This is a genomic window from Kitasatospora sp. MY 5-36 (assembly GCF_001182915.1).
Classification (GTDB): domain Bacteria; phylum Actinomycetota; class Actinomycetes; order Streptomycetales; family Streptomycetaceae; genus Kitasatospora.
This window is the reverse complement of sequence record NZ_LFVW01001401.1, coordinates 1-624: the sequence shown is the minus strand read 5'-3', so window position 1 is coordinate 624 and position 624 is coordinate 1. Positions and strand designations below refer to the sequence as shown.

1 pseudogene is annotated in these 624 nt (G+C 76.4%); it reads right to left on the bottom strand.

Annotated elements, in window-relative coordinates:
• Window positions 1-307, bottom strand: a pseudogene (locus tag AE652_RS42660) (alpha-(1-2)-phosphatidylinositol mannosyltransferase); the annotation flags it as partial.
• Window positions 308-624 lie beyond the last annotated feature (317 nt).

Genomic DNA, 624 nt, shown 5'->3' with positions numbered 1-624 from the left:
GCCGCCGCAGGCCGGGCGTCATCGCGGCGAGCGGCGCGGCGGCGCCGAACCAGACCCGGTCGCAGCCGTGCGCCCGGGCTATCTCGGCGGCCCGGCGGGTGGCCCGCGGGGTCGGCAGCAGGGTGCGGGCGCGGTCGCGGATCACCGGGTAGGGGAGAGCGGCGTCGTGCTGCTCCGCACCCGGTTCGGCCGAGGTGTAGACCACGACGTCGTGACCTGGGACGCGGTCGGCCATGGCCCTGACGAAGGTTTCGATGCCGCCCTGGCGCGGCGGGAAGTCGTTGGTGACGACGAGGGTGGTGCCCATGGCAGGCCTTTCGGAACGGGGAGCGGAACGGAGGACGGGAGGGGGAGCGGAACGGAGGACGGGAGGGAGAGCGGAACGGAGGACGGGAGGGAGAGCGGAACGGAGGACGGGAGGGAGGGCGAGACGGCGGACGAGAGGGAGAGCAGGACCAGGACGAGCGGCAGCGCGAGGTAGCCGAACCGCCCGGCGGGCGCCAGCAGGAAGGCCGCGGTCAGCCCGAGGGCCAGCCGGTGCACCGCGGCGGGCGCGGTGCGGGGCGGCCGGACGGCCAGGGACGCCCCGACGGCGAGCCCGGCGAGCAGCAGCAGTCCGACGGC